Annotated in this window: 28 protein-coding genes and 1 pseudogene; all 29 read left to right on the top strand. The window is 59.5% G+C overall.

What is annotated here, in order from left to right; genetic code table 11:
• The first annotated feature begins 174 nt into the window (after positions 1–174).
• The 29 genes and pseudogenes from J1G33_RS15715 to J1G33_RS15580 all read left to right on the top strand — a co-directional run bounded on the left by J1G33_RS15715 (position 175) and on the right by J1G33_RS15580 (position 23,283).
• Entirely contained in the window at positions 175–519 is a 345-nt protein-coding gene (locus tag J1G33_RS15715; RefSeq protein ID WP_047541828.1) for a phage holin family protein, read from the top strand.
• 37 nt (positions 520–556) lie between these two features.
• On the top strand, positions 557–1,057 hold the full coding sequence (locus tag J1G33_RS15710) for a hypothetical protein (RefSeq protein ID WP_069023711.1): 501 nt from the start codon (positions 557–559) through the stop codon (positions 1,055–1,057).
• Positions 1,058–1,293: 236 nt separating this feature from the next.
• Positions 1,294–1,857 carry a hypothetical protein gene (locus tag J1G33_RS15705; RefSeq protein WP_056783437.1) on the top strand — a complete coding sequence of 188 codons (564 nt, stop codon included), beginning with the start codon at positions 1,294–1,296 and terminating at the stop codon, positions 1,855–1,857.
• Between the two features lie 4 nt (positions 1,858–1,861).
• Positions 1,862–3,862, top strand: coding sequence for a phage terminase large subunit family protein (locus J1G33_RS15700; protein WP_223018373.1), 2,001 nt, complete (start codon positions 1,862–1,864; stop codon positions 3,860–3,862).
• 1 nt (position 3,863) lies between these two features.
• The gene (locus J1G33_RS15695; RefSeq protein WP_059397074.1) at positions 3,864–4,070 is read left to right on the top strand and encodes a hypothetical protein; all 207 of its coding nucleotides are present in this window, start codon (positions 3,864–3,866) and stop codon (positions 4,068–4,070) included.
• On the top strand, positions 4,070–5,551 hold the full coding sequence (locus J1G33_RS15690; RefSeq protein WP_122736815.1) for a phage portal protein: 1,482 nt from the start codon (positions 4,070–4,072) through the stop codon (positions 5,549–5,551). Before J1G33_RS15695 ends, J1G33_RS15690 begins: the two co-directional genes overlap by 1 nt.
• A complete protein-coding gene (locus J1G33_RS15685; RefSeq protein WP_223018372.1) occupies positions 5,548–6,690 on the top strand; it encodes a head maturation protease, ClpP-related in 1,143 nt (380 codons plus the stop codon). Before J1G33_RS15690 ends, J1G33_RS15685 begins: the two co-directional genes overlap by 4 nt.
• Complete coding sequence (locus tag J1G33_RS15680; protein ID WP_223018371.1) at positions 6,687–7,025, top strand: head decoration protein; 339 nt, start codon at positions 6,687–6,689, stop codon at positions 7,023–7,025. The genes J1G33_RS15685 and J1G33_RS15680 overlap by 4 nt, the downstream gene beginning before the upstream one ends.
• 62 nt (positions 7,026–7,087) lie before the next feature.
• Positions 7,088–8,083, top strand: coding sequence for a major capsid protein (locus J1G33_RS15675; protein ID WP_223018370.1), 996 nt, complete (start codon positions 7,088–7,090; stop codon positions 8,081–8,083).
• Between the two features lie 2 nt (positions 8,084–8,085).
• Positions 8,086–8,406: a hypothetical protein gene (locus tag J1G33_RS15670; RefSeq protein WP_046071190.1), complete on the top strand. Its 321-nt coding sequence runs from the start codon at positions 8,086–8,088 to the stop codon at positions 8,404–8,406.
• Complete coding sequence (locus J1G33_RS15665) at positions 8,403–9,062, top strand: hypothetical protein (protein WP_223018369.1); 660 nt, start codon at positions 8,403–8,405, stop codon at positions 9,060–9,062. The genes J1G33_RS15670 and J1G33_RS15665 overlap by 4 nt, the downstream gene beginning before the upstream one ends.
• A complete protein-coding gene (locus J1G33_RS15660) occupies positions 9,062–9,577 on the top strand; it encodes a hypothetical protein (protein ID WP_223018368.1) in 516 nt (171 codons plus the stop codon). The genes J1G33_RS15665 and J1G33_RS15660 overlap by 1 nt, the downstream gene beginning before the upstream one ends.
• A gap of 29 nt (positions 9,578–9,606) precedes the next feature.
• Complete coding sequence (locus tag J1G33_RS15655) at positions 9,607–10,140, top strand: phage baseplate assembly protein V (RefSeq protein ID WP_056783628.1); 534 nt, start codon at positions 9,607–9,609, stop codon at positions 10,138–10,140.
• A 57-nt stretch (positions 10,141–10,197) separates the two neighbouring features.
• A complete protein-coding gene (locus J1G33_RS15650; RefSeq protein WP_223018367.1) occupies positions 10,198–10,467 on the top strand; it encodes a hypothetical protein in 270 nt (89 codons plus the stop codon).
• 5 nt (positions 10,468–10,472) lie between these two features.
• Positions 10,473–10,799, top strand: coding sequence for a GPW/gp25 family protein (locus J1G33_RS15645; RefSeq protein WP_191955381.1), 327 nt, complete (start codon positions 10,473–10,475; stop codon positions 10,797–10,799).
• Positions 10,796–11,677: a baseplate J/gp47 family protein gene (locus tag J1G33_RS15640; protein ID WP_046071194.1), complete on the top strand. Its 882-nt coding sequence runs from the start codon at positions 10,796–10,798 to the stop codon at positions 11,675–11,677. The genes J1G33_RS15645 and J1G33_RS15640 overlap by 4 nt, the downstream gene beginning before the upstream one ends.
• A 1-nt stretch (position 11,678) precedes the next feature.
• Positions 11,679–12,287: a phage tail protein I gene (locus J1G33_RS15635; protein WP_056783406.1), complete on the top strand. Its 609-nt coding sequence runs from the start codon at positions 11,679–11,681 to the stop codon at positions 12,285–12,287.
• Positions 12,280–13,839 carry a phage tail protein gene (locus tag J1G33_RS15630; protein WP_223018366.1) on the top strand — a complete coding sequence of 520 codons (1,560 nt, stop codon included), beginning with the start codon at positions 12,280–12,282 and terminating at the stop codon, positions 13,837–13,839. The genes J1G33_RS15635 and J1G33_RS15630 overlap by 8 nt, the downstream gene beginning before the upstream one ends.
• An 11-nt stretch (positions 13,840–13,850) precedes the next feature.
• Positions 13,851–14,282 carry a tail fiber assembly protein gene (locus J1G33_RS15625; RefSeq protein ID WP_056783401.1) on the top strand — a complete coding sequence of 144 codons (432 nt, stop codon included), beginning with the start codon at positions 13,851–13,853 and terminating at the stop codon, positions 14,280–14,282.
• Positions 14,283–14,385: 103 nt separating this feature from the next.
• Positions 14,386–15,552, top strand: a complete 1,167-nt coding sequence (locus J1G33_RS15620; RefSeq protein WP_223018365.1) for a phage tail sheath family protein — start codon at positions 14,386–14,388, stop codon at positions 15,550–15,552.
• Positions 15,553–15,564: 12 nt separating this feature from the next.
• On the top strand, positions 15,565–16,068 hold the full coding sequence (locus J1G33_RS15615; protein ID WP_223018364.1) for a phage major tail tube protein: 504 nt from the start codon (positions 15,565–15,567) through the stop codon (positions 16,066–16,068).
• A gap of 14 nt (positions 16,069–16,082) precedes the next feature.
• A pseudogene (locus J1G33_RS27895) lies at positions 16,083–16,358 on the top strand (phage tail assembly protein); the annotation flags it as partial.
• A gap of 39 nt (positions 16,359–16,397) precedes the next feature.
• Positions 16,398–16,682, top strand: a complete 285-nt coding sequence (locus tag J1G33_RS27890) for a phage tail assembly protein (protein WP_237140437.1) — start codon at positions 16,398–16,400, stop codon at positions 16,680–16,682.
• A gap of 150 nt (positions 16,683–16,832) precedes the next feature.
• A complete protein-coding gene (locus tag J1G33_RS15605; protein ID WP_223018362.1) occupies positions 16,833–19,982 on the top strand; it encodes a phage tail tape measure protein in 3,150 nt (1,049 codons plus the stop codon).
• Positions 19,983–19,991: 9 nt separating this feature from the next.
• Positions 19,992–20,837, top strand: a complete 846-nt coding sequence (locus J1G33_RS15600; RefSeq protein ID WP_223018361.1) for a phage tail protein — start codon at positions 19,992–19,994, stop codon at positions 20,835–20,837.
• Complete coding sequence (locus tag J1G33_RS15595) at positions 20,812–21,018, top strand: tail protein X (RefSeq protein ID WP_059397059.1); 207 nt, start codon at positions 20,812–20,814, stop codon at positions 21,016–21,018. The genes J1G33_RS15600 and J1G33_RS15595 overlap by 26 nt, the downstream gene beginning before the upstream one ends.
• 81 nt (positions 21,019–21,099) lie before the next feature.
• Entirely contained in the window at positions 21,100–22,146 is a 1,047-nt protein-coding gene (locus tag J1G33_RS15590) for a contractile injection system protein, VgrG/Pvc8 family (RefSeq protein WP_223018360.1), read from the top strand.
• A gap of 49 nt (positions 22,147–22,195) precedes the next feature.
• Positions 22,196–22,759, top strand: a complete 564-nt coding sequence (locus J1G33_RS15585; protein ID WP_078820578.1) for a glycoside hydrolase family 19 protein — start codon at positions 22,196–22,198, stop codon at positions 22,757–22,759.
• Positions 22,741–23,283 (top strand): lysis system i-spanin subunit Rz, encoded by a 543-nt coding sequence (locus tag J1G33_RS15580; protein WP_056783623.1) that lies wholly within the window; start codon positions 22,741–22,743, stop codon positions 23,281–23,283. The genes J1G33_RS15585 and J1G33_RS15580 overlap by 19 nt, the downstream gene beginning before the upstream one ends.
• The last annotated feature ends 144 nt before the right edge of the window (positions 23,284–23,427 follow it).

Raw genomic sequence — 23,427 nt, 5'->3', positions numbered from 1 at the left:
TTTCGGTTTTTCCGGAGCAGGGTAAAAAGCCCCCACGATATGGAATTTGCGCCTTGGCGCTCCACGAGCACGTGCTGTGCACTCCGTCCTGGCGTTTGTCATGACACTGAAACCCTGCCCCCCGGCGGGGTTTTCTTTTTTGTGTTCGGCACACTCCTTCACTTGAGGCACAACATGACAAATGAGCAGCAAGCGCTGGCAGAGATGCCGATCTGGTTAGTGATAGTTCTGGCTCTGGTCGGCGGTGTTTCGGGGGAGATGTGGCGAGCCGATAAGGACGGGGCGCGGGGCTGGGCATTGTTACGCCGCCTCGCGTTGCGATCCGGTGCCTGTATTGCCTGCGGTGTGACCGCGATGATGTTGATGATTGCCGCCGGCATGTCGATCTGGACGGCAGGCGCTTTGGGTTGCCTGACCGCGATGGCCGGCGCCGATGTCGCCATCGGCCTTTACGAACGCTGGGTTGCCAAGCGGCTGGGCGTCAGCGAAGTGTCCGCCGAATCGAATCGCTCTGAATAGCTCCCACCCCAGCCACTTATTAAGCAGGTCTCCAGAAATGAATGTATCCAGGCAGCAGCAGATGCTTGCTGGGCAATCTTCTATTGCTCAAAAAATCTTTGGTTATGTACCGATCCAAACGAGCTGGAGCGTTCCAGCTATCCACGCCGCCGTTCAGGCAGCTAAAGCCACTGGTGCCACAGCCCCTGCAATACGCCGTGCTCTTGGCGAGCTCAAAGACGCCGGTCTTATCCGCGAGCCAGTAGCCGGAAAGTTTCAGCGTGATGCCGCCACCCCAAAACCAAAGAAGGAGCAAGTCGTGACTCAGGTAGCCAAGCAGACCATTGTTTCGATCAAGAAGCCTGAGGGCGCATTGGATGTGCTGGCGGCACTGTCTGGTGAGGTGGTGAGTCTTTCGGAAGAGTTCAGCAAGCGCATGAAGGCGTTGGCTGGCCGTATTGAAGAGGTAGCCCTATCGGTTGAGGCTGAGCGCGAAAGTAATGCTGAAGCCATCGTCAAAGCCAGACGCCTGCAAGAGGCACTCCGGGAATTTGCGTAAGCACTCGGCTTTGTGAACCCCGGACCTTCACGCGTGCTGGTGTCGACGAAGCGCCTCCGCCTGTGGGGGACCGGGATGATGCACCGTTTCGGGGCGCCGAAAATCGCCGGGGACCCTGGAGGCATCCGAGGGACACGGGGCATGAAACCCGCGGGAAAGCGTTAGCGGCTGGGTTTACCACGTTGGTTGACAGAGGTTGACGGTGGTTGACAGTCATAGGTTGACAGGAGGTTTACATGACCATTTTGAGCCGTACGGAATATGCGGCAAGTAAGGGCTGGTCCCGTCAGTACGTTGGTAAATTGGTCCAGCGTGGCCGTCTTGTTCTGACGCTGGACGGCAAAGTGGACGTTGAGGCAAGTGAGCAATACCTAGCAATGACTAGCGATCCCGCCCGTAGTAATTCACTTGGCAACGTTCCGCTGGTCCTCGGCCATCAAGAGCGAGAGCCGGCGTTTCCTCATGCTTCGCCGGGCGCGATTCCCACGGCTGCGCCGGACTACCAAAAAGCACGAACCCGGCTTGCGCTGGCCCAAGCTGAAAAGGCGGAGAGCGAAGTACTCAAAGCGAACGGTGAGCTGGTTGAGCGATCAGTCGTCGATGAGGCCGCTTTCGCATCGGGTCGAATGGTTCGCGATCTCCTATTGGCGCTGCCGCCTAAGCTCGCCCCAGAACTTTCTGCAATGAGTGATCCCTGGGATATAGAAAAACACCTGATGAAAGAGCTCCGTAGTGTGCTTGAGGATGCCGAGCGCATTTCCACAGAAGACTTTATTCATGCTGTAACGACTACGAGCTAAGCCTATGCCTGCCGAATATGCCAACGGTGCAGAGGTGTACCGCGAGGCGTATTACCGTGGGCTGCGTCCAGAGCCAGCGCTTTGGGTTGATGGGTGGGCCGATGAGTACATGCGTATCCCGCGTGATACCGGTGCTGCCGAACCAGGTAAATACCGTACATCGCGAACACCCTATGCTCGCGAGCCGATGCGGTGCTTGTCGCCATCGCATCGGTGCAAACGTGTGGTCACTATGGTGGCCTCGCAACTTATGAAAACTCAGATCGCCTTGAATTGGATCGGTGGTCTGATCCACATGGCACCTTCCAACATCCTCACCTTGTTGCCGAGCTTGGGGCTGGCCAAACGGGTGTCCTCGCGAATTAGCAAGACGATCAAGGCAACGCCCGTATTGCGGGAGCGTGTCGCCTCTAGTCGCTCGCGTGATTCACGCAACACCATGGACACTAAGGAGTTTGAGGGTGGGTCGCTGTACGTCACCACAGCGGGATCCGCTGCAAACCTTTCAGAGCTGTCGGCGCGCTACGTGTACGGCGATGAGATCGACCGATGGGAAGTGGATATCGGGGAGGAAGGTGACCCAATTGAACTGGCGGAGACGCGAGGCAGTACCTTCGGACGCAACGCCAAGTTCTACTTCTCCAGTTCGCCGACGATCAAAGGCGCCTCGCGTATTGACGATTTGTTCGAGGGCAGTGACCAGCGTTACTACTACGTGCCATGCCCGTCTTGCGGGCACATGCAGACCTTGGAGTGGGAGCGGCTGCATTATTCCCAGGACTTCAGCGTGGTGCATTACGAGTGCGGCGGGCCTGACTGCGACGTGCTGATTGAGGAACACCACAAGGGCGACATGCTCGCCCGTGGCGAATGGCGGGCCCATGCCAAGGGCGATGGCGAGACGGTCGGCTTCCACCTCAACGCGCTGTATTCACCGTTGGGCTGGACGGGCTGGAAGTCGCTGGCGAAGCAATTCGAGAAGGCGAAAAAGGCCCAGGCCAAAGGCGACCTTGAGCCCATGCAGGTGTTCTACAACACCCGTCTGGCTAAGGTGTGGGACAGCGCGCAAGAGCAAACCAAGGCATCGGTACTGATCGAGCGGGCGCGCCGGGAAGGGTTTTCCCTCGGTGCGATGCCCGCCGCCGTGATGATGATCACGGGCGCTGTCGACGTCCAGGCCGACCGTCTGGAGTTCATGGCGATGGGCTGGGGCGTCGGCATGGAACGCTGGGTCATCGACCACAGGGTGATCGCGGGCGACCCGTCAGACGAGCGCACCTGGGCGGTGCTGGATGAACTGCTGAAAGAGCGGTACCGGCACCCTTGCGGTGTGGGCCTGGGCATTCTCGCGGTTGCCGTCGACTCCGGTGGTCACCACACCGACGAGGTCTACCAGTTCTGCCGCGTACGACGCTGGCGCAACATCTTCGCCATCAAGGGCGCGAGCAAGCCCGGTAAGCCGGTGATCGCTCAGCGGCCGTCCATGGTGGATGTTACCTGGAAGGGCCAGACCGAACGCGGCGGCGCCGAGCTGTGGTTTGTCGGTACCGACACTGCAAAGGACTGGATCTACAACCGCTATCCATTCGAGTCCGGCCCAGGCGCGCTGCACTTTGCCAACGACCTGCCGGACGAGTTCTTCGCCCAGTGCGTGGCCGAGCGCAAGGTCGCCAAGTACGTGCGCGGCCACAAGCGTATCGAGTGGATTAAAGGCAAGGCCGAGCGCAACGAAGCCCTCGACCTGATGGTGTATTGCCTGGCGATGGCGCATTACCTCGGCATCAACCGGTATCAGGAACATGACTGGGACCGGGTGCGTAACTCGCTGGCCCAGGCCGGTTTGTTCGATGAAAAGGTGGTCGCCGCTGAGCGTGTCACGGTTGCCGCACAGGCTCCCGCGACAACGCAGGTGGCGCCGCAATCCGTTGCCCCGGTCGCTCAACCGCGACTCGCTGCTCCCCCACAACGCCGCAGTTCCACCAGCGGTTACCTGAAGAGACGCTGATATGTCGTTTACTCCGAAGCACCTCGAAGCCATCGAGCGCGCCATTGCACGCGGTGAAAAGACCGTGCGCTACAGCGACCGCACGGTGGAATACCGTTCCATCGATGAATTGCTCAAGGCTCGTGACGAGATCCGCACGTCGCTGAGTCAAGCCGCCGGGCCGCGCTCTCGCGTCGTTCGGCTCATGCATGGAGGCAAAGGACTCTAATGGCACGACACTATCCGACGCTGACCCGTAATGGATTCTTGCTGCCGTCGAACATCAAGGCCAGTTACGAAGGCGCGGGTGAGGGCCGACGCTCGGCCAGTTGGGAAGCCACCGACAACGGCATCAACAGCATCAACACTCCGGCCCTGCGTAACCTGCGGGCGCGTTCACGGGCGGCGGTGCGCAATGATCCGTACGCCTTCAATGTCATCGACAAGCGCGTCAGCAACCTGATCGGCACCGGCATCACCCCCAGGCCGACCACGGATGACGCGGAACTGCGCAAACTCCAGCAGCAATTGTGGGACGACTGGGTTGACGAAGCGGACGCCGATGAACTGACCGACTTCTACGGCATGCAGGCCCTGGTGGCGCGCACGGTTGAAACGGCCGGTGAGTGCTTTGTGCGGTTGCGGCCGCGCAGCCTAAGTGAGGGGTTAGCGGTGCCGCTACAACTGCAGGCGCTGGCACCTGAGTTTGTCCCCCATGACAAGTTCGAGACGGCCAAAAACGGCAACGTCATCCGCGCCGGGATCGAGTTTAATCCGGCCGGCAAGCGTGTGGCGTACTGGATGTACTTGTCGCACCCACGCGATTCGTCGTCGTTAAACGTCGGTTACAACCAGCTGGTGCGCGTACCGGCGACACAGGTGCTGCACATCTTCGAACCGATGGAGCCAGGGCAACTGCGCGGTGTGCCACGCTTGGCCCCGGTGTTGAAACGCCTGCGCAGCCTGGACAACTACGATGACGCGGTGTTGTTCCGCCAGGAGGTGGCGAACCTGTTTGCCGGTTTCATCAAGCGACCGGCACCGGAAATGGGGCAGCAACCACGAGACCCTGTCACGGGGCAACCTCTGACCACCGACCGCGACGGCTTCACGCCGATGGTCGCCTTAGAACCCGGCACCATGCAGGAGCTGGGGCCAGGTGAAGAGGTGGAGTTCTCCAAACCACCAGACGCCGGCAACAACTACCCGGACTTCATGCGGCAGCAGCTGATGGCTGCGGCGGCGGGTTCGGGCACCCCGTACGAGATCCTTACCGGCGATATGCGCGAGGTCAACGACCGGGCGCTGCGGGTAGTGCTCAACGAGTTCCGGCGGCGCCTGGAGCAACTGCAATTCGGCGTGTATGTGCATCAGCTGTGTCGTCCGGTGCGTGCCGCCTGGATGGACATGGCGGTGCTGTCCGGCGCCCTAGTGCTGGATGACTACGCGCAACGTCGGCGCGAATACCTGCGCACACGTTGGGTGCCACAAGGCTGGGCCTACATTCAGCCGGTGCAGGACGTACAGGCGCGGCGGATGGAAGTGCAGGCAGGCTTCGGTTCACGCAGCGAGATGTGTCTGCGCAACGGCTACGACGCGGAAACCATCGACGCGGAAAACGCGGCCGACCTCGCCAGGTCCACGGAACTGGGCCTCAACTACACCACGCTTGATGCCATCGAGCCGATTGATGACAAGGAACAACCATGAGTAAAAAAGCGATCCCGCGCATTTATGATAAGGCTGGCAAGCAGGTCAAAGTCGCGGATAAAAGTTGGTACACCTTCCAGGCCAGCGGTGAGGCCGAGCAACAGACCATTGAGGTCTTTGTATACGGCGAGATCGGCACCTGGGGTGTCAGCGCAAATCAGTTTGTTCAGGACCTGCGGGCTATGGATGACGGCGTTTCTCCGGTCGTTGTGGCGTTCAACAGCATCGGCGGCGACCTGTTCGACGGCCTGGCTATTCACAACGCGCTGTCGCGCTTGGGCGAACGCTGTACCGGGCGCATTGACGCGCTGGCGGCCAGCGCGGCCAGTGTTGCCGTGTGTGGCGCTCACCGGGTGGTCATCGCGGCCAATGCCATGCTGATGATCCACAACCCCTACACCTTTACCGGCGGTGATGCCGAGGACTTCCGGCGTGTTGCCGACGTGCTGGACCAGACGCTGGAAGCGATTATTGCGGCCTACAAGTCCAAAGCGCCGGACATCGACGAGGCCGAGTTGCGGCGCATGGTCAACGCCGAAACCTGGCTGACGGCCAGCGAAGCAGTGGCCCTGGGCTTGGCCGATGAAGTGGGCGACGGGCTGAAGGTGAAAGCCTGCCTCGGTCAGGGCAGCGTGTTGCAGCGATTCCAGAATGCCCCGGCTGAATTGCTGGCTCAGTTGGACAAAGAGCCGGATGTCGAGCCGACTGATCCTGTAAACCCTGCGGATCCAGCCCCCGTATTGGACGCTGCCGGATTGGCGTTGATGGTTACCAAGGGGTGTGCGGCGGCTGGCATCAGCAACCTGGTGGACCCGATACTCGCTTCGACGAAGCTGGAAAGCGAAGCGGTAGTCACTGCGGCGCTGACCAAGGCGAAAGCGCTGCACGGCCTGTGTGTCGCGGCACGATTGCCGGAACTGACCGGCGAATTTCTGGCTGCCGGTCTGGATGAAGCAGCTGTCAGGGCGCGCCTGTTCGACAAGCTGGTAAGCAGCGGCGGCGGTTTTGAAATCAATAACAGTCTGCCGCTCGACAATGATCCGGCACCCACTATCAAGGCCAAACAGGTCGACAGTCATTCAATCTGGGCAAGCCGGCAGGCGGCGCAGAACGGAACCTCGAAAGGAGTAAGAGCATGAAAATCGAATCGATGCACGCAGGCGAATTTCTGCTGTCTGAAGGCCCCGGCACTATTTCACGCGAAGCAATTAACGTCGCCGCCGGGCCGGCGTTGGAGCCGGGCCAGATCCTTGGGCTGGTGACTGCTACGGGCGAGTTTGCACCCTATCAGCCGACAGCTGAGGACGGATCTGAAAACGCCATGGCGATCCTCTACGGTCCGCTGGGGCAGTCTGATGTGGTTCGTCGCGGCCGCGCCATCGTGCGTCAGGCCGAAGTCAGCGAAGTCCATTTGACCGGCCTCGACCCCGCAGCCGAAAAGGCCCTGGCCGCCCATTTCGTGATCGTCCGTTAAGACGCTCACTTCATTTATCCATCCCGCCGAGTGCGGGATTTTTCGTTTCTGGAGAGTACCCCATGGCCGATATCGCCATTTTTGAAGACGATGCGTTCAGCGTTTCCTCGTTGACTGCCGCAATCAACGAGCAGGAATACCTGCCGGGCCGCATCAGCAGCCTTGGCCTGTTCCGCGAAGAAGGCATCAGCACGCTGACCGTGCAGATCGAGAAAGACGGCGACACCCTGGCCCTGGTGCCATCGGGTGAACGTGGTACTTCTGGTCTGGTGGTCGGCGCGGCCAAGCGTCAGTTGATTCCGTTCAACACCGTGCACCTGCCGGAACGCTTCACCATCAAGGCTGATGAGATCCAAGGCATTCGCGCCTTCGGTACCCGCAGCGAACTGCAGGCCGTGCAGGATGTAGTCAACAAGCGCCTGGCTAAGGCTCGCCGACAGCTGGATGCCACCCACGAATTCCAGCGTATGGGTGCGTTGAACGGGCAGGTGCTGGACGCCGATGGCAAGACAGTCCTGTTGGATATTTATAAATCCTTCGGCGTGAATCGCCAGAAGCTGCCGATGGGCTTGAACAGTCCAGATACCGAGCTGCGGGTCAAATGCGGCGAAGCGCTGGATATGCAAGAGGAAGCCCTGGGCAGCGTCACCAGCACCGGCTCCCGCGCTTTGTGCGGCAAGAACTTCTGGAACAAGCTGATCGTCCACAAGTCGGTTAAGGAGACCTATCTCAACACCATGCAGGCCGCGTCTCTGCGTGGTGATGCACGTGAAGCTTTCGAGTTCGGCGGGATCGTCTGGGAGCGGTATCGCGGCAAGGTTGCTGGCGTTGCGTTCGTCCATGACGACAAGGCACTGCTGGTCCCCGAGGGCGTCCCTGATCTGTACATCTCGTCCTTCGCACCGGCCGACTACATGGAGACGGTCAACACCCAGGGCATCCCGTACTACAGCAAGATCGAGCCGCTGCCTTTCAATAAGGGTGTGGCCGGCGAAGCCCAGTCCAACCCGCTGCACCTGTGCACGCGGCCTCGCGCGCAGATCCTGCTGGAGATGTGATCGTGGCCTTCCGCGATCTGATCGACGACATCGACGAAGTGGTCTTCGAAACATTGGGCGATAGCGCGCGGATCGAGGGCCGTGAAGAGCCGGTGCTTGGCATGTTTGCCGCGCCCTGGTTGCAGCCGAAGCTCGGCAAGCTCAATACCGGCTTGCGTGAGCCTCGGTTTGAGATCCGCGTCAGTGATTCGGAAGGCTTGAAACGCGGGCTTTTGGTCAGCATCGACTTGCCCGCCCTGGACGGCGGCGGCGATTACGACTTGCTGCAGCTGGAGCCGAGCGGCGACGGTCTGGTCGCCTTGATCCTGAGGCTGCGCCCATGAGCATCGGTAGCTACGTCAAACCCTCGGCCGGCGGCGGGATGATCTCGATCCAGTCGTCAGCTGCAGATCTCCAGGCGTTTCAGGACTTCGCCAAGTTGGTGCCCAAGGCAGCTGCTGCGGCCCACCGACGCGCGATCAACAAGACGTTGGGCTGGTTGCGCACGCACATTGCCCGTGCAGTCAGCAGGCAGGAGCGCATTGCTGTCGCGGCAGTGCGTCAACGGTTACGCAGCTACCCAGTGTCCGGCGGGGCATCGAGCGGCAAGTTGTGGTTCGGCTTGAATGCCATCGAGTCCAGCCGGATTGGCCGGGCGCGGCAAACCGGTAGCGGAGTGTCGGTGGCGGGGCGGCGTTATCAAGGCGCGTTTCTCAAGAAGGTCTATGGCAACAAGCCAGACATTTGGATTCGCACAGCGAGCAAGCACTTTAATGCTGATGATTACCCAGACAGCACGGTATCCGCTGGTCGCGGTGCAAGTTCTGGATGGGTCGCAGAAAATGGAAATCGTTTTCCATTAGCCAAGGCCAAGGTATCTCTGGAACAAGCCCGTCCGCACTTCGAAAGGTGGGTACAAAAGGCGGATGAGCGTCTGTTGGAGATCCTGCAGCAGGAGCTCAACTTCGAACTACAGAAATACTTGAAGAGGATCGGTTAATGGCTGACCAACCTTTTAGCCTGGACCAGCTTTACCGGGCGGTCGAGCAGCACCTGGTGAGCCATCTGCCTGGGGTTCAGACAATAAGCGCTTGGCCGAACATTGAAGATCGCATCGCTTTACCGGCGGTCTTTTTGGAGCTGGCCGAGATTGAGCCCGGTACCGATATAGGAACGGGAGAAACCTCGTTGGTGTGTAAGTTCGAGGCACGTATCGTCGTTGACCCGATCTATCCTCTGCATCAGCAACAGGCCGTGCATCTGGCTACTCAACTCGCGGTCCTACTGCGGGCTCAGACGTGGGGGCTGGAAGTCGAGCCGGCAGAGTTCGTTCAGGCACTACAGGACTGGACCCAGCCAGTGTTGGATGGTTACACCGTTTGGCTGGTGGAATGGACGCAGCAGGTGTACCTCGGCCCTGAAGAGTGGCCTTGGCCCGATCAGCCGCCCGGCATGCTGTTGTTTGGCTTCAACAACGACGTCAAAGAGGACTTTGTTCCAGCGGAGGACGTGTGAGCGGCTATGTTACTGCCCAGCACGACCGCATGCTTGCGGGGGTGGTCAAGGATTGCTTTGTGGTGGCAGTCGATCTGGCTGCCTCCCCTCCGATGTGTCGGGTTTCGGACGGCGAATGGACCAGCGCCTGGGTGCGTTGGCACAGCATCGCCGCCGGCAAGGCCAGGCACTGGAGGGCTCCGTCTCTGGGCGAGCAGGGGACGCTGGTTAGTGCCAGCGGTGACGTGTCACAGGGCACGTTCATTCCGGGCTTGTATGGCAACGCTGGACCTCCGCCGGATAACCGGGACCATGTGGAAGTATGGCGCTTTGATGATGGTGGATCGCTGATTTACGACTGGCAGGCCAAGAGCTACAGCATCACCCTGCCGAGCGGTACGGTGACCATCAAAGTCGCCAGTACAGAGGTGGTCGTGACGGACAGCGCCGTGAACGTGACCACCGGCAACATCAATCTGAAAGCAGCGGTGATGATCGACGGCGCGTTACACGTCACTAAAGGCATCACCAGTGCCGGTGCGATCATCGATGCCGGTGGCAACAGCAATCACCACACGCATTAATTTCAACCCACAAACAGCCCGTCCAGTGCGGGCTTTTTCATATCTGGAGTCTGCCTTATGAGTAAGCCTAGAACTGATGGCGATTCTGCCGAGGCCACTGTGGTTCCGGGGTTGAAGCCTGCGCCGTTGGGTTTTCCCGTTACTGCTGACGCGGTTGAGTCCATCGGACCAGCGCGTGTTTTTCGCGACAAGGTTTTCACCTCGCGGACATTGATCCTACCCGGCGGCGGGACGCTTCCTGTTGTTGCTGGTCGAGTTACCGCATGTGGTGATGACCAATTTGCGTTCTTGAAAGCGCATCCAGATCTGGAGCAATTGAAGGAGTAATCACAATGATCGGAATGGATCGCCACACCGGCCAACCCATTTCCGGCATCGCACATTTGCGGCAATCGGTTCCAGACATTTTGGGTACGCCGTTGGGCAGCCGGCGGCATCGGATGGATTACGGCAGCAAGCTGCGGCGATTTGTTGACTTGCCCGTTACTGACGGCTGGAAAAGCGCCGTACAGGCGGAGGTCGCACGCGCACTGGGTCGCTGGGAGCCGCGATTGAAGCTGGATCAAGTGCGCGTCATTTCCGTTATCGGCGGGCAAATTAACCTGAAGATCGTCGGGCAGTACCTGGGCGACAGCGTCACGCTGGAGGTGGCCGTATGAGTATCGTGGACCTATCGTCGTTGCCGGCGCCAACCGTGTTGGAGCCGCTGGACTTCGAAGAGGTTTTTCAGGAGGGGCTGGGCGTCTTTCGCGGATACATGGGCGGCAACTGGACTGCTGCGCTGGAGAGCGATCCGGTGCTTAAGGTGCTGGAGGTTGGCGCTTACATCAAGGTCGGCAACCGCGCCCGAGTCAATGACGCCGGCAAAGCGGTATTGCTGGCGCACGCCATACGCGGTGATCTCGATCACCTGGGGGCCAACGTCAACCTCAAACGCCTGGTCATTCAAGCTGAGGATCTGCTGGCCTTTCCGCCAGTTCCTGAAGTCAAAGAAGACGACGATGCGTTCCGAGAGCGCATCCAGTTGGCCTATGAGGGACTGACCACGGCCGGCCCGCGTAACAGCTACATCCTGCATGCGCGTAACGCCTCGGGGCTGGTGGCGGATGCCACGGCCGAAAGCCCCGCGCCTTGTTACGTGACGGTAACGGTGCTGGGATTGGATGGGGAGGGGGAGGCTTCACCGGAGCTGCTCGCCACGGTGGCAACCGCGCTGAATGACGATGACGTGCGGCCGGTGGGGGATAGGGTAACGGTTCAGAGTGCCCAGGTGATCCGCTACCAAATCAAGGCGATCCTGCACATGACCAGCGCGGGCCCAGAAGCTGATGCCAGTTTAGCCGAGGCGAAAAGTCGATTGGCGGCTTGGATCAATCCGCGCAAACGGCTCGGCGTTGAGGTGGCACGTTCCGGCGTAGACGCTCAGTTACACGTTGCCGGCGTTTCTCGGGTTGAGTTGGTCGGCTGGCAGGACTTGGCGCCGACCAAAGCTCAGGCGGCCTACTGTACGGGCTACACCGTGACGCTGGCGGCTTGACATGAAAAGCCTATTGCCGATCAACAGTACGCAGCTTGAACGGGCTATGGAGGCTACGTTTTTCGAGAAAACGATTGTCCCGCTTCGCGACCTCTACAACGCTGATACCTGCCCGGTGCATTTGCTGCCGCACCTGGCATGGGCGTGGTCGGTGGATCGCTGGGATTACCGATGGACCGAGGCGACCAAACGCGCCGCCATCAAGGCCTCTTATTACATACATGCCCACAAGGGCACCATCGGCGCGTTACGCCGAGTGGTCGAACCGCTGGGCTATCTCATCGAGATTATCGAGTGGTTCAACATGAGGCCCGAAGGGATCCCGGGCACCTTTGCGTTAAAGGTCGGGGTGCTGGACACCGGCATTACCGAGGAAATGTATCAGGAGCTTGAACGCCTGATCGACGACGCCAAACCGGTCACGCGGCACCTGACGGGGCTGGCGATCAGCCTCGAAACCCAAGGCGTCTTGAACATCAGTGTTGCCCTCTACGAAGGCGACGAAATCGACGTTTACCCGCCGGTTATGCGTGACATCGAGGTCACAGGAACCATCGGCGTGGTCGGGCGCGAACACTCCATAGACACCCTGGACGTTTATTATGATTGATGCGAATTCGCAGTTTTTCGCGATCCTCACGAACGTGGGGATGGCCAAGCAGGCCAATGCTGACGCGCTCGGCATTCCCTGGAAGTTCACCGAGATGGGTGTGGGCGATGCAAACGGCACCGACCCCATTCCCAGTGCGACACAAACCCAATTGATCAACGAATGGCGCCGCCGTCCACTGAATCAGGTGCGGGTCGATCCGGTGAACCCGGCGGTGATCATTGCCGAGCAGATTATTCCGGCTGATGAGGGGGGGCATTGGATTCGCGAAATCGGGCTGTACGACGCAGCTGGCGATCTTGTGGCTGTGGCCAACTGCGCGCCGAGCTTCAAACCGTTGATGTCTCAGGGCTCGGGCCGCACGCAAGTAGTGCGCATGAATTTCATCGTGTCCAGCACCGGCAACATCACGCTCAAGATTGACCCGGCCGTAGTGCTGGCTACTCGCGAGTATGTTGATCAGCGGATCATGGAAGAGGTGTACAAGCTCGACAGCAAGCAGTCGGTACGGGTGGCGACCACAGCGAACATTGCGCTCGCCGGCCTGCAGGCTGTCGATGGCGTCGCCCTGGTAGCGGGTGATCGTGTACTCGTGAAAAACCAGGCTGGCGCAAAGGACAACGGTTTGTATGTTGTCTCCGCTGGTGCCTGGGCGCGCACCGCGGATGCGGACGCGAACGCAGAGGTCACGTCGGCGATGCTGGTCTCTGTTGAGCAGGGCGCCACATTGGCCGATACACGCTGGCAGTTGATCACCGACGGGGCCATTGCTCTGGGCACCACCCCACTGACTTTCCAGAACGTGACGCAAGGGTTTGCACCGATTAACTCGCCAGCGCTCGTTGATCCCTCAGCCAACACACCACCACTATTCGACAGTTCAAAATCGCTCGCGACGACTGAGTTTGTTGCACGTTCGGCAGGTAGCTTTGGCGGATCTATCAGCATTACAGCCAGTAGGGTGCTGACTGTCAGCGATATCGGTAAGCGCCTGGAGTTAGCGACCGGCGTAACCGTGACACTGCCGGCGACGGAATCCGTTCCCAATGGCGCGGCGGTTTTGATATCTGCGGGGCCACAGTCCGCCACCTCGCGTGTTGCTGTTGCCGCTGGTGATCAGTTGGCAATGAACAACTTGGCCGTGGCAGTTCCTTACACACTTTCTCCTGGCGGAGACTTCATCGCTATACGTGAATCCAACGTATGGCGCTGTCACTTCGGTAGCGAAACGCTACGCAATGCATTAATTTTTGCCGCTTCTTTGCAGGCTAACGGCTACCAGAAACTCCCCAGTGGCCTGATTATTCAGTGGGGCTACAGAACTACCAGCGCGCTATCAAACGTTTACACAACCGACGTAGTAACGTTCCCAATCGCCTTTCCTCAAGCAACCTTGTTCAGGGGTGGCTCATTTGGTTCGGGTGCAGATTCCACCTGGCTCTCCTACACGCTTGAAGTTACGCAAAATCCTCGAGCCTCTATGACTATCAGGGCGGCCAGTGGCTCACCCCTCGCTGGGCAGCCGTTCAGTTGGGTCGCCATCGGCCTTTAAGGAGAGAACCAATGTTTGCATCAAAATCCAATCGCGGCTTCTACGATGCCGAAATCCATGGGGCGAGTCTGATTCCTGACGATGCGATAGAGATCTCTGCTGAGTATCACGCAGAGCTGCTCGCGGGGGAGTCGGAAGGCAAGATTATTACCTGGGGTGATGACGGTCTCCCGGTGCTGGTTGATCCGCCGCCGCCCAGTGATGAGGCGTTAGCTGCTGTTGAGCGGGCTTGGCGGGATCAGCGACTATTTGAAACGGATGGTTCAGTTTCGCGCCATCGGGATGAACTGGAAGAGGGTCAAATTACCACCCTGACTCCCACGCAGTACACCGAGCTTCAGGCTTACCGCCGAGCACTGCGAAACTGGCCAGAAGCGGGTGAGTTCCCGTTGACTGAACACCGACCGCTAACGCCCCTCTGGGTGGTTGACCAGCTGCAATAAACGCCGCGCATCGAAGGGGCGTTTTCTTTTCCTCCACTCGCAACACAAACACCCTCCCGGCCTCGCTTACGCGGGGCTTTTTCGTTTCTGGAGCATTAGCTTTATGAGTTTCTTTCACGGCGTTACTACAACGGATATCAAGACAGGCGCGCGCACTATTTCCTTGCCATCGTCTTCCATCATCGGACTTTGCGACACCTTCACCCCAGGCGTCCTCGGCGGCGGCACCGCCAAGGCCGGCGAGCTCAAGTTGATCACCACCGAGCGCGAGGCTATCACTGCCTTCGGTGCTGAATCGGCGATCACCAAGGCTTGTAAAGCGATCTACACGAAAGCCAAAGCGGTGATCGTTGCCATCGGCGTGCCGAAGCTCGAAGACGCGGCGCTGCAAACCTCGGCGATCATTGGCGGCGTTATGGCCTCGGGTCAGCGTACCGGCCTACAAGCCTTGCTCGATGGCAAAAGCCTGTACAACGCGCAGCCGCGGCTGTTGATTGCGCCGGGTCACACGGCCACTCAGGCGGTCGCTACCGCGCTTGATAGCCTGGCGCAGAAGCTGCGGGCAATCGGCATTCTTGATGGCCCTGGCACAACGGATGAGGCGGCGATGCTTTATGCCGATAACTTTGGCAGTCGCAACCTGTTCATGGTCGATCCGGGCGTTCAGTACTGGGACACTGAGTCCAGCAAGACAGTTGATGCGCCGGCTTCGGCCTGGGCGGCGGGCTTGTTCGCCTGGACCGATGCTGAATACGGCTTCTGGGCTTCGCCGTCTAACAAAGAGTTCACCGGTCTGACTGGTACGACCCGAGCTGTCGAGTACTTGGACGGCGACGAGACGTGCCGGGCCAACCTGCTGAACAACGCCAATATCGCGACGATCATTCGCGACGACGGCTATCGCTTGTGGGGTAACCGCACGCTGTCGAGCGACCCGAAGTGGGCATTCGTCACGCGCGTTCGCACGCTGTTCATCCTTATGGATGCTGTGCAGGCCGGCCATAAATGGGCTGTTGACCGCTCAATTACCAAGACCTACGTCAAGGACGTGACGGATGGGCTGGATGCGTTCATGCGCGACCTTAAAGCCCAGGGCGCGATTATCAATTTTGAGGTGTTCCCGGACACCGAGCTGAACACTGCCAGCCAGATCGCCCAGGGCAAAGTTTATTGGCGCATCCGCTTCACTGACGTGCCGCCGGCAGAAAACCCGAATTTCCTTTTCGAAGTCACCGATCAGTGGATGACCGAAGTTCTTGAAGCAGCCTAAGGGGCCTAGTCAATGATTCCTCAAACTTTGTTTAACACGAACCTGTTTGTCGATGGCGTCAGCTTCGCTGGCGACGTGCCGAGCCTTACGCTGCCCAAGCTGACCACCAAGAACGATGATTATCGTGGTGGCGGCATGGCTGGTTCAATTGAGATGGACCAAGGCTTGGAGAAAATGGAAGCGTCCTTTGTTACCAAAGGCGTGCGACGTGAGTCGTTGAAGTACTTCGGTCTGGCCGATGGCACCGCTTTCAATGCGACGTTCCGGGGGGCCTTCAGGGGACAGAAAGGGGCTGTCACGGCCGTCGTCGTCACACTGCGTGGTCGCCTTAAAGAACTCGACCTGGGCGACTGGAAAGCCGGTGACCCTGCTGAGATCAAGCACGCCGTGGCAGTCGCTTATTACAAGCTCGAAATCGACGGGCGCCTCATGTACGAAATCGACATGGTCGCCGGTGTTCAGGTGATCGACGGCAAAGACCAACTCCTTGAAGTGCGCACCGCACTCGGCCTCTAAGGGAATAGATCCAAATGAATAAAGCAACGTCCAAAGCAGTACCGGCTTGGCTATCACTCACTGCGCTTGCAGCCGTCGTAACGCTCACGCGACCTAGCAATGCCAATGGCGTTCTGGTCGAAACATTGACCTTGCGGGCCCCGCTGGTACGGGAAGTGCGAGCAGCCGACCGCGCCTCTAATGGCGACGAAGAACAGCGAGAACTGATGTTGTTTGCTGGTTTGGCTGAGGTGGGAGTTAAGGATCTTGAGGGCCTGAAGCTGGCGGACTACCGCCGTGTTCAAGCCGCTTATGCGCACTTGGTGCCTGATACCGACTATTCGGAGTCAATGCCGTCCTGGCTGTCGGTCAACACTGATCGCGTCCAGGTCACCCTGACCTGCCCGAGCGTAATCAATGGTGTATCAGTTGATACCTTGGCCCTGCGTTCCCCAACAGTGGGCGATGTGCGCGCCGCTAATCGTGATGCGGGCGCGGACGACGAACAGCGGGAGCTGATTTTGTTTGCTGCGCTTGCCGGTGCGCCTGTCGCGGATCTGGAGGGCCTGAAACTGGTGGATTTTAATCGCCTGCAGGCCGGCTATTTTCGTCTGGACCAAGACGACGGGGTTTAACCCTCACGTCATAAAGATGGCCGCGAAACGTCTGGCAGCGGAAACAGGATTTTCCGCTGCTGAGATTTTGTCGATGCCGTTTGCAGAAATGGTTTGGTGGCTCACGGACTGAGCCGCCTTCGATAAGGCTATCCAAATAAGGGCCATGACATGGCGAACAAAATTGCCCTCGGGCTGGTGATCGGCGGCGCCGTCAGTTCGACAGTCGGTGCCGCGTTTAAAGATGTAACGGGGCGCATCAAGCGTCTTGAGGCGGAAGGCAACAAGGCGCGTGTCCTGCAGCGCACTATCGGTGACACCATTCGCCTGCGCGACGAGTGGAAGAAAGCCCACGACAGCGGATCAGAGGGCGCGTCCAAGTTGTTGGGCAGGTTGAACTCCAACCTCGATAGTTTAAAAAAACAAGGAATCGAAGTTGGCCGGCTGGAGAAAGCCTATCGCTCTATGGGTCAGACCGCCATCAAGGCCGAGCTCAAAGCCAAGGGGCATCAGCAGATCGATGCTGGCAGGACTGGCATGAAAAGCGCTGTCGGCGCCGCTGTTGTTGGCGTCGGTGTGCTGGCAGTTCCAACGAAGGTCAGCGCTGACTTTGGGGCCATTGTTCGTGATATCGCGATCAAGGCCGGCATTGCCAACAAACCGCAAGAGCAGGAGATGTCGCGCAAGATCATTGATACGTCGCGCGACACGGGCATGGCGCGTAACGATGTAGCCGATGTGGTCAACCAATTGGTTGGCGCCGGCATGGATTTGAGCAAGGCCCTGGAATATGCGCCAGTCGCAGCCAAGTTCGTCGTGGGGCAAGGGTCGAGCGGTGTTGATACAGCAAAGATGATCAACGCACTGGGGCAGAATGCCAAGATCACAGATCCTAGGCAGATGCAGCAGGCCCTTGAAGCGATTGCCTACCAAGGGCAGGCCGGTAGCTTTGAAGCGGCCGACATGGCTAAGTGGTTTCCTGAGCTGTTGGCGAACATGGGCAGCCTCGGCATTACCGGCATGGATGCGGTTACACAGTTGGGTGCCATGCTGCAAGTGCAGATGAAATCTGCCGGCGGCGCCGATGAGGCGGCAAACAATCTCAAGAACTGGATGGGCAAAATCGGCTCTGGTGACACCGTCAAGGCGTATGCAAAGGCGGGTATTGATTACAAAGGGTCGATGCAGACCGGTTTGCAAAACGGTATGTCCACCCTTGAAACCAGTATGTCACTGGCGCAGAAGTACATTCAGGCCACGGATCCGAAGCGCGCGGCGGCGATGGCTGAGGCGACGGCCAAGATCAGCAAGGAGTCGGACCCGGAGAAAGCCAAGGCCATGATGGCCTCGCTGGAAGAGTCACTGCGCACCGGTGACCTGTTCGCTGACATGCAGGTAAAGGCTGCGCTTTCTGCCTATATGCAGAACAAGGCGCTGTACAGCCAGCTTAAAAACGATTCGCGCGATGCAACGGGCATTCTCGACAAGAACCTCACCGAGCGACGTGAGGCGTCGTCGCAGAAGTGGGCCGAAATGGCCCAGTCAATGGATGACGCCATGCGCAGCGTTGGGGACGCCCTGCGCCCGGTCACAGACACCGTGGCAGAAGGACTGACCAAAGTCACCAGGGGTATTACCTCGCTGTCTGACAGCGCACCAGGTGTGGTGACGGGCATCGCGGCGGTCGGTGGAGGGCTTGTCGCGCTCAAGGGGCTGCTCAGTTCGTTCAAAATCGCTAAAGGTTTGCTCAACGTCGCGCGGGGATCGTTGGGTGGCAAATCCGGCGAAGTGCAAAAGGTCTTTGTGACCAACTCCAAGGATGGCGCTGGGGGCGTCGGAAAGGGCGGCGAAGCTAAAGGCAAGACCGGCAAGGCCCTGTCGTTAGTTGAGACAGGGCTCAAGGCAGTAGCCGCTCTCAAGGGTGAATCGACTGATGGGGAGGGAAAGGATGAGAACAAGACCGGCAAGTTAGACATCGTCGCGACTGGCCTCAAAGTCGTTTCGCTAGCTAAAGAAGCGGTATCTGACGATGACGGCGCGAGAGGTGACGATGCTGCGGCGATTGGCGACGGCGTCCAAAAGGTCTTCGTCGTTAACTTGAGTGCAATGGGGGGGCCTGCTGGGGGGCCAGGTGAAGGCCGCCGGCGTGGTCGCGGTTCAAGACGTAATATCCCGCGACGTCGACCGACCTCGCTGCGTGCTCGGGTGCCGGCGCCGCGTCCGCCGCTGCCACGGCCTGCAGCACCGGTCCCGCGTCCGCCGCTGCCACGGCCTGCAGCACCGGTCCCGCGTCTGCCGGTGCCACGGCCTGCAGCACCGGTCCCGCGTTCGCCGGTACCACGGCCTGCCGCACCGGTCCCGCGTTCGCCGGTACCACTGCCTGCAGCACCGGTCCCGCGTCAGCCGTTGCCACTGCCTGCAGCACCGGTCCCGCGTCAGCCGTTGCCACGGCCTGCAGCACTGGTTCCGCGTCCGCCGCTGCTACGGCCTACAACACTGGCTCCACGTTCACCGGTACCACTGCCTGCAGCACCGGTCCCACGTTCGCCTATCCCACCAGTTCCTATCCCAAGCGGGGCGATAGCGAAACTGGGCGGGGTTGTGCAAGCGGTCGGTAAGATCGGAAAAGCCGCCAAGGCAATACCTGGTGGCTCGCTCATCGAGGCCGGCGCCATGGCCTTTGACACCTATGAGAATGCTAAGACCAAGGACGAAAAGGCCGAGGGTTATGGCGCTGCCGCCGGCAATCTCGCCGGCACCATGGCCGGTGCTGCTGCAGGGGCGGCTATTGGCTCGGTAGTGCCTATCATTGGCACCGCTATTGGTGGGCTGGTAGGAGCTTACTTAGGCAGCATGGGTGGTTCGGCGCTGGGCGGTGCTGCAGGTAAATCGTGGTTCGGAGGGGAGGACGAAAAACCCGCGCCACCGGTGACGCCGTTGCTGATGGCGCCTCGACCGGGCCCAGCCATTCCGAGCTTGGCCGCTATGGGCAAGTCATTCAGCCGGGCGGACGGTTCGGGTGCATTGCTGATGGCACCTGCACCGCAAGCGCCGGTCCTGGGTGATGTAGCGCGCTCTCTAGCCGTGTCAGCGCCGACCAAGCCAGCGGCTGTAGCGATCCAGCCCAAAGAGCCGGAAAGGCCTGTCCCGGCCAAAGTGGATCAGCAGTTTCAGTATTCGCTGAATATGCCGGTCACGGTGCAAGGGGATGTGAAAGACCCGCAACGCTTGGCGCAAGACCTCATGCCGCACATGCGGTTAATGATGGCTGATGCGGCGAAGCAAAACGCCGCGAAGCTGTACGACGAACCGCACCTGTAAGGAGGGCCTATGGCTTATATGGAACAGATGCAGTCGGGCTTCAAGTACCTGGTTGAAGCCGGGGAGGCTGGTAGACGTAGTGCTGAGGGCATGCTTGGGCCCGTCAACGGTGCAATAAGGGAGATAACGGGTGCAGCGGCTGAGCTGGAAAATATCCCGTTCGTGGGGCCTGCTGTGGGTGCCAAGCTCCAGCGGGTGATGCGCGGCGTGGATGCGGCACAGGCCAAGGCCGGCCAGGTGCTGGCAGTGTACAGTCGTGCGACACGGGGCGCCGCCGAAGTGCAGGAGCGAATGGGGGCGCTGAAGGAGCAGGCGGGAAAAGCTGCGACGGCGATCAACAAGGTCGCCGGAAAGGTCAATCCGTCGTTGGCAAACATCGTGCCCACCAGCGCATTTGCCGTGGAAGCTACACCGGCGCCGGAAGCGGTGAAGCCATTTCCGCACTTGCTGATCATCCAGCCCAGGGATCCTAAAATTCAGCCGTACTACTTCAACTTGGATACAGCGGCCTTCGACGAATTGAGTCGCTCGACTGAATTCCGCTGGGCTTCACAGGAGCGACTATCGCGGCGCCCGGCGCAGCAGGCCGTGGGCATGGGCGATGAAAAGCTCACACTCAAAGGTACGATTTACCCAGGCTTCAAAGGGGGGCTCAAGCAGCTTGACACATTGCGCACCATCGGCGGCCGGCTACAGCCCCTGACTCTGACCACCGGCTATGGAGAGGTAATCGGCACATGGTGCTTGAAGTCCATCAACGAGGAACAGGGCGCGCTGCTGCACGGCGGTATTCCGCGTAAACAAGCATTCACTCTGGAGTTCACGCGCTATGGCGACGACATGCAGAACGTCTGACGGGGACATGCTCGATGTCATTTGCAATAACGTTTATGGGCACTTGAACGGGAGTGTCGAGGCCGTGCTGGATGCCAATCAGGGCCTGGCAGACGAGCCCCAGCCTTTCCGCGCTGGTGTGGTGATCGTGCTACCGGATCTGCCAGTCCCGACTGAGGAAGGGATTAGCTTGTGGGACTGACTCCGTGCGGCCCGTTGCGTTAAGCGTAAGAACACTTTGTATTCAGCCCGCCCTGTGCGGGTTTTTCTTTGGAAAAAAACCATGACCCCCACTTTTCGTATCGTTGCCGACGGTGCCGATATTACATCCAAGATCAATGATCGCTTGTTGTTGCTTAGGACCTCTGACAAGCCGGGTATGGAGTCCGACGAGTTTGAATTGCGTATCGATGACCGTGACGGCCAGGTGCAGTTGCCCCGGCGCGGTAGCTCAATCGAGATTCACCTGGGCTATGCCGAAACGTCCTTGATGCGCCTGGGGCTTTACGCGGTCGACACAGTCGAAGTTTCCGGCCCGCCGGACACGATTGTGATCAAGGGTAAAGCCAGCGATATGCGCGGCAGTGGTAAGACTATCCGCAGCGGAAGCTGGGAGGATGCGCCGTTGTCGAAGATCGTGGCCGACATCGCGGCTCGAAATGGCTGGCAGGCAGGCTGTCCGGTGGCGACGAAGGTCGCTCGTGTGGATCAGCTCAACGAGTCCGACTTTAATTTCATCACGCGTCTGGCTAAGCAATACGACTGCACGGCCAAGGTCGCGGATGGCAAGCTGTTGGTGATGCCGCGCCAGGGAGGGCAGACAGCCAGCGGCAAAACGTTCGGTGCGATCACGTTGACCCGCAGCGATCTCAGTCGCTGGCAGTTCAGCTTAGGGGATCGCAATTCGCACAAGGCCGTTGCGACTAAGCATCAGAACAAAAAGGACGGCAAATTGGCGGTGGTCACCATCGATAACGATGATGCGCCGGACGGCTTACCGGCGGTGCACACGGATCGGCACATCTATCCGAACAAGACCGCTGCTGAGTCAGCAGCCAAAGCACGGTTAGCGGCATTCAATCGCTCGACCGCCGACGTGCGTTTCGAGATGCCAGGCCGGACTGACATTTTTGCCGAGCGCCTGATCAACGCCCAGGGCTTCAAGGTCGGGCTGGATGGCGAATACCTGGCGGATTCGGTGGAGCAGGTGTTTACCCAATCTGGTTGGTCGACCACGGTCGAGTGCAATGCCGGCAAGAAAGGCAAATCCAAGGGTAAGAAAAAGAAAGAAACGAAGCCGCTCAAGGTCGTGAGCGTCGAGAAGCTGTAATGCAATCCACCGCCGCCTAAGTGCGGTATTTTTTTTGTCCGGAGTTTTTATGACCATCACTGAACAACAGCTACAACGCATCATGCCAAACGCCCGCCGCCAAGCGGGCGTTTTTGTATCTGCCCTGAACGCGGCAATGGCGCATCGGCAGATCAATACACCGAAACGCCAGGCAGCTTTCCTCGCGCAGCTTGGTCACGAGTCCGGTCAACTGCAGTACGTCCGCGAACTGGGCGGGGATCAATACCTGAGTAAATACGATACCGGCACTCTGGCTGCCAAGCTTGGTAATACCCCGGCTGCAGATGGTGATGGTCAGCGGTATCGCGGCCGAGGGTTGATCCAGGTCACCGGGCACGATAACTACCTGCGCTGCAGTCTGGCACTGTTCGGCGATGAGCGATTGTTGCGCACCCCCGAGCTGCTCGAGCAGCCGCAATGGGCGGCAGAGTCGGCAGCGTGGTTCTGGTCTGTAAACGGGCTTAATGCGCTCGCGGATCAGGACCAGTTCAACACCATCACTCGCCGGATCAACGGCGGCCTTAATGGCCTGGAGGATCGGCTGCAGTTGTGGGCCAGGGCGAGGGCGGTGATATGCGTCTCTTCGATCTGATTCCCGCACAGTTCCGTATCGCCGCTATCAGCTTGCTGTTAGTGGTGGTGGTCGCAGGATCTGCAGCATTGGCCTGGACTGCTCAGGACTGGCGTTATGGCAGCGTGCTGGAGCGGCAAGCCCGCCTGCAGGCGGACACCCTCAACGAAATATCCCAAGCGTCTGCTGCTCTGCAGCGTACCGAGCAGGACAAGCGCCGTGCCCTGGAGCTCCGCCTGCAGAACAAAGACGAAACCCACTACAAGGAATTGACCGATGAGCAAATCAAGCAGGCTCGTCTGCGTGATCGCCTGGCTACTGCTGATCTGCGGCTGTCAGTCGTACTCGCCGCCACCGAAACCACCGGCAGCTGTTCAGTGCCAACCACCACCGCCACCGGCCGCGTGGTTCATGGCACCACAAGAACCCAACTTGACCCAGCGCATGCTCAACGAATTATCGGAATCACCGATGCCGGCGACCGAGCATTGATCGCCCTGCGGGCCTGTCAGGCTTACGCAAAAGAAGTTTCTACACCGAAATAAAAGGAGCGGCCGGGCAGGATGCGTCAACATCCAACCCGGCCACCTTCCCCGCAGATCGTCCCTGCAAGTCCAGCCAAGGCTCCTGCTTCGTGCACAAAGCGGAGCGAGCCTAGCACTGTTTATTCATACAGCAAAGGTCTTGCT

Source organism: Pseudomonas sp. P867, from assembly GCF_019891455.1.
GTDB lineage: Bacteria > Pseudomonadota > Gammaproteobacteria > Pseudomonadales > Pseudomonadaceae > Aquipseudomonas > Aquipseudomonas synxantha_A.
This window is presented reverse-complemented; position numbering and strand designations above follow the sequence as displayed.

What these genes read in the sequence shown, in the direction of transcription:
- J1G33_RS15715 (WP_047541828.1), top strand. Translation starts at nt 175, where the DNA reads ATGACAAATGAGCAGCAAGCGCTGGCAGAGATGCCGATCTGGTTAGTG.
- J1G33_RS15710 (WP_069023711.1), top strand. Translation starts at nt 557, where the DNA reads ATGAATGTATCCAGGCAGCAGCAGATGCTTGCTGGGCAATCTTCTATT.
- J1G33_RS15705 (WP_056783437.1), top strand. Translation starts at nt 1,294, where the DNA reads ATGACCATTTTGAGCCGTACGGAATATGCGGCAAGTAAGGGCTGGTCC.
- J1G33_RS15700 (WP_223018373.1), top strand. Translation starts at nt 1,862, where the DNA reads ATGCCTGCCGAATATGCCAACGGTGCAGAGGTGTACCGCGAGGCGTAT.
- J1G33_RS15695 (WP_059397074.1), top strand. Translation starts at nt 3,864, where the DNA reads ATGTCGTTTACTCCGAAGCACCTCGAAGCCATCGAGCGCGCCATTGCA.
- J1G33_RS15690 (WP_122736815.1), top strand. Translation starts at nt 4,070, where the DNA reads ATGGCACGACACTATCCGACGCTGACCCGTAATGGATTCTTGCTGCCG.
- J1G33_RS15685 (WP_223018372.1), top strand. Translation starts at nt 5,548, where the DNA reads ATGAGTAAAAAAGCGATCCCGCGCATTTATGATAAGGCTGGCAAGCAG.
- J1G33_RS15680 (WP_223018371.1), top strand. Translation starts at nt 6,687, where the DNA reads ATGAAAATCGAATCGATGCACGCAGGCGAATTTCTGCTGTCTGAAGGC.
- J1G33_RS15675 (WP_223018370.1), top strand. Translation starts at nt 7,088, where the DNA reads ATGGCCGATATCGCCATTTTTGAAGACGATGCGTTCAGCGTTTCCTCG.
- J1G33_RS15665 (WP_223018369.1), top strand. Translation starts at nt 8,403, where the DNA reads ATGAGCATCGGTAGCTACGTCAAACCCTCGGCCGGCGGCGGGATGATC.
- J1G33_RS15660 (WP_223018368.1), top strand. Translation starts at nt 9,062, where the DNA reads ATGGCTGACCAACCTTTTAGCCTGGACCAGCTTTACCGGGCGGTCGAG.
- J1G33_RS15655 (WP_056783628.1), top strand. Translation starts at nt 9,607, where the DNA reads ATGCTTGCGGGGGTGGTCAAGGATTGCTTTGTGGTGGCAGTCGATCTG.
- J1G33_RS15650 (WP_223018367.1), top strand. Translation starts at nt 10,198, where the DNA reads ATGAGTAAGCCTAGAACTGATGGCGATTCTGCCGAGGCCACTGTGGTT.
- J1G33_RS15645 (WP_191955381.1), top strand. Translation starts at nt 10,473, where the DNA reads ATGATCGGAATGGATCGCCACACCGGCCAACCCATTTCCGGCATCGCA.
- J1G33_RS15640 (WP_046071194.1), top strand. Translation starts at nt 10,796, where the DNA reads ATGAGTATCGTGGACCTATCGTCGTTGCCGGCGCCAACCGTGTTGGAG.
- J1G33_RS15635 (WP_056783406.1), top strand. Translation starts at nt 11,679, where the DNA reads ATGAAAAGCCTATTGCCGATCAACAGTACGCAGCTTGAACGGGCTATG.
- J1G33_RS15630 (WP_223018366.1), top strand. Translation starts at nt 12,280, where the DNA reads ATGATTGATGCGAATTCGCAGTTTTTCGCGATCCTCACGAACGTGGGG.
- J1G33_RS15625 (WP_056783401.1), top strand. Translation starts at nt 13,851, where the DNA reads ATGTTTGCATCAAAATCCAATCGCGGCTTCTACGATGCCGAAATCCAT.
- J1G33_RS15620 (WP_223018365.1), top strand. Translation starts at nt 14,386, where the DNA reads ATGAGTTTCTTTCACGGCGTTACTACAACGGATATCAAGACAGGCGCG.
- J1G33_RS15615 (WP_223018364.1), top strand. Translation starts at nt 15,565, where the DNA reads ATGATTCCTCAAACTTTGTTTAACACGAACCTGTTTGTCGATGGCGTC.
- J1G33_RS27890 (WP_237140437.1), top strand. Translation starts at nt 16,398, where the DNA reads ATGCCGTCCTGGCTGTCGGTCAACACTGATCGCGTCCAGGTCACCCTG.
- J1G33_RS15605 (WP_223018362.1), top strand. Translation starts at nt 16,833, where the DNA reads ATGGCGAACAAAATTGCCCTCGGGCTGGTGATCGGCGGCGCCGTCAGT.
- J1G33_RS15600 (WP_223018361.1), top strand. Translation starts at nt 19,992, where the DNA reads ATGGCTTATATGGAACAGATGCAGTCGGGCTTCAAGTACCTGGTTGAA.
- J1G33_RS15595 (WP_059397059.1), top strand. Translation starts at nt 20,812, where the DNA reads ATGGCGACGACATGCAGAACGTCTGACGGGGACATGCTCGATGTCATT.
- J1G33_RS15590 (WP_223018360.1), top strand. Translation starts at nt 21,100, where the DNA reads ATGACCCCCACTTTTCGTATCGTTGCCGACGGTGCCGATATTACATCC.
- J1G33_RS15585 (WP_078820578.1), top strand. Translation starts at nt 22,196, where the DNA reads ATGACCATCACTGAACAACAGCTACAACGCATCATGCCAAACGCCCGC.
- J1G33_RS15580 (WP_056783623.1), top strand. Translation starts at nt 22,741, where the DNA reads ATGCGTCTCTTCGATCTGATTCCCGCACAGTTCCGTATCGCCGCTATC.